Source organism: Flavobacteriales bacterium, assembly GCA_013214975.1.
Taxonomy (GTDB): domain Bacteria; phylum Bacteroidota; class Bacteroidia; order DT-38; family DT-38; genus DT-38.
Map to the genome: position 1 here is coordinate 1 of JABSPR010000083.1, position 3,513 is coordinate 3,513.

Genomic DNA, 3,513 nt, shown 5'->3' on the forward strand with positions numbered 1-3,513 from the left:
ATAACAAAGTACTTAGTAATTCCGATTTCTTTACCGGTGCGTTTCCCGCCGAATTTGGAAATAGTATCTCGAGTGTATTCGACTTGAAACTACGAAACGGCAACAATGAAAAGCATGAGTTCACAGCTCAGTTGGGTTTGTTTGGAACTGAACTAACCGGAGAAGGGCCTATCTCGAAAGAGAAAAGATCGTCCTACTTATTCAATTACCGGTATTCCACTTTAGTAATGTTCGGATTTCTTGGTATAAACTTAGGAACTACTGCTACACCCTATTATCAGGATGCTGCCCTAAAGCTGAACTTCCCAACTAAGAACGGCGGCAACCTATCTTTCTTTGGATTAGGTGGAGCGAGCAAAATTGACATTCTATCTAGTACCCAAGATACAAGTCAAGTAGACATATATGCAGACGCAGATAGAGACGAATATTTTCGATCGCAAATGGGTGTGATCGGAATGAAATATGTAAAATCTATCAACACCAACACCTTCGCCAAATTTGTGGTTGCAACTTCTGGTGAGTCTCAAATTAACCATAACGATCTTTTATATCGATCTACCGATTCAACTGGGCGACTTATTATCGGTTCAGATGGCAGATATGTTCTAGACTCACTCATTAACAAATTAGATTACGACATCAACATTCATAAAACCACCGCTACCTTCTCCATCAATAAAAAGTACGGAAAGAAACACGTTTTGAAATATGGTGCTACTGCGAATTACTATCGATTTAACATGGTAGATAGCATCTTCAACAACGGAACAACGAACGATTGGACACATCGATGGGATTACAAAGGCGACGCAGTAATGTTGCAATCGTTTATACAGTGGAAGTACCGAATGTCAAAAAATCTTGTATTAAATACTGGGATACACAGTTCCTATTTCGCTCTGAATAATTCTTTATCTCCTATCGAACCTAGAATTGGATTACGCTATTCCATGAAAAATAATCAATCCTTAAACTTTGCTGTTGGCCTGCACAGTCAACTACAACCGATGTATACTTACTTCTATCAACTCCCAAACGAAGACGGCAATTATGTGAAGCATAACAAAGGAATGGATTTTACAAAGAGTATGCATTACATCGTTGGATACAACAATCAGCTAGCGAAAAACCTCAGAGTAAAAGTTGAGGCTTACTATCAACAACTATTTAATGTACCTGTAACGGCGGAGTCCTCCTCCTTTTCGTTGGTAAACCAAGGTTCTTCCTTCAATCGTTTTTTTCCGGAGAAATTAACGAATTCGGGTACTGGTCAGAATTATGGCATGGAATTAACACTTGAGAAATTCTTCAATAAAAAATTCTTCTTTATGACTACCGCCTCCTTGTATGAATCTTTGTACAAGGGAAGTGACGGCGTTATACGGAATACCGATTTTAATGGAAACTATGCAGTAAATTTTCTCGCAGGAAAAGAATTTAAGCTAGGAGAAAAGAAATCTCTTTCGATCGGATTAAAAATCACTGCTGCTGGGAATAAAAGAATTGGACCGGTTGACAGTCTTGCAACCGTTACACAAGGAGGAGTTGTTTTTGAAGACGCCACGCGTAATAGCCAGCAACTTCCGGATTACTTCAGAGCCGATTTAAAGATTAATTACAAAGCGAATAGAAAAAATGTTTCTCATGAAATCGGGCTAGACTTTGTAAACCTAACCGGGCATCAGAATGTTTTAAAACTCACTTACGCACCCGATCCGAATAACCCAACTGTAAACGGTATCCGACACGAATACCAATTGGGGTTCTTGCCTATCTTCTATTATAAATTAGATTTTTAAAAAGATGAATATTTTAACTATTCCAGGTAGCAGCAGCACAAACTCAATCAATAAGAAATTAGCTGAATATGCTGGCTCCTTGTTCGAAAAAGGAGACGTTGAGAACGTAGACCTGAACGATTACGAGGTAGACATTTTTAGCGTCGACAAAGAAAAAAACGGAATACCTAAAAAGATAAGTGAGTTAGCCGAAAAAATTGACAATTCGAATCTCTTGATACTTTCCTTAGCCGAACATAACGGCTCGTATTCTGCAGCTTTTAAAAATGTATACGACTGGCTATCTAGGATTCCGAATAGAAAAGCTTTGGGTAACAAACCAATGTTACTTCTAGCTACTTCACCAGGTGGACGAGGTGGCGCAAGTGTTTTGGCTGCGGGATTAGAGCGCTTCCCAAGAGACGGAAGCGAGGTTTGGGAGTCATTCTCTTTACCAAGTTTTAACGATCACTTTACAGACGACAAGGGAATTACCACCACAAGCATCCGGTTAGAACTAATTCGCAAGATCAACTTTATCCTTGAAGAGAAAATGGGTTTGGTCGACAAAGGATTTTCTGGAGGATGTGATAACTGCGTTGGGGATAAATGAATCTATTTTTCACTTGGTTTACAAACCTTGCAAGGTTCTAAATAAGAGCTTTTCGCATTATTTCAATTCCTTTGAACCTTGCGGTGAAATGTACTCTACCTTTTTAATACTGTTATTAAAGTCGTTCGTAGTAAACTTCATGCTATATCCAGGCCAATTGGGGAAGACGTATTCCTTCTCATCCTTTGGAATCAAAATATAATCCCCATCACCCGGAATAAAAACCCGGAATATACCATTGTTATAACTTGTGTAGGCCTCATATGAGCTATACGAATACTTGTCTCGCAATTTATGCATAAACCCAGGTGTTGGTATGGGAGCTTCTTTCACAAAATATTTCTCCGGTTTGTCGTCTGATTTAGCAGTTACGCCAATTACACTCCCATCCTCTCCGAATCGAAATGAATACTTATTTGAATAAGACCAATTTGTAAAATTATCTGAGTCAATTGCGTAAATCTGCTCTTGCAATAATTTATCAACGTGGGCGAGAAGAGCCACTTCGTCTTTGATTGAAATGTAAAAGTTTAGAGTATCCGTTTCGGAAATGTGGATGTAACTACCTTGATATTGATCTAGTGTGTTTTTAGCTGCATCTCTCAAAAATGTTTTTGAATTCTCTTCCAAGCCTTTTGTAACAAGGTATTTCTCTTTCCAATCCTCTGGCTGAATTCCTCTTAGAATATTGTAGCATGGATAAGCAAGATCGCTCCCGTACGAACTACCCAGATTTGTTAAGAATACAACACTGTAATTATCTGTGATGTCTCTGAGATTGTGTGCTAGAAAGCCCAGCCAACTTCCAGTGTGCTCGGTAATGTCATTCGAATCAATTTTATAAACACTCCATCCAAATCCATAATCGCCCACGGTGCCATCATTCAAAACATACGGCTTGAAGGCCTCATCTATTGTCTCTTTTTTTACAAGCTTCTCCGTATAGAAAGATTGATTCCATTTAAACATATCTTCCACAGTACTAAAAACACCCCCATCCCCTACACATCCATTTCCATAATCATAATCATCTTTTATAAACTGGCCTTTATTTTCGGGATCGCTAACAAAACCTGTTACCCTGTTCTTGAATTTTTCATCTTTATGACCAAGTGGCAC

Annotated in this window: 3 protein-coding genes; 2 read left to right on the forward strand and 1 reads right to left on the reverse strand. The window is 38.7% G+C overall.

Features of this window, described 5'->3' with window-relative positions; all coding sequences use genetic code 11:
• Window positions 1–1,802, forward strand: a 1,802-nt coding sequence (locus tag HRT72_03635; protein NQY66798.1) for a TonB-dependent receptor, incomplete at its 5' end; no start/stop codon positions are given.
• Window positions 1,803–1,806: 4 nt separating this feature from the next.
• Entirely contained in the window at window positions 1,807–2,394 is a 588-nt protein-coding gene (locus HRT72_03640; GenBank protein ID NQY66799.1) for an NAD(P)H-dependent oxidoreductase, read from the forward strand.
• Between the two features lie 57 nt (window positions 2,395–2,451).
• Here the strand turns inward: HRT72_03640 and HRT72_03645 are convergent.
• A partial coding sequence (locus HRT72_03645; GenBank protein NQY66800.1) for a serine hydrolase occupies window positions 2,452–3,513 on the reverse strand: 1,062 nt, incomplete at its 5' end.

Bases quoted from the DNA above. Each gene is read 5' to 3' on its own strand.
- HRT72_03640 (NQY66799.1), top strand. From the start codon at position 1,807: ATGAATATTTTAACTATTCCAGGTAGCAGCAGCACAAACTCAATCAAT.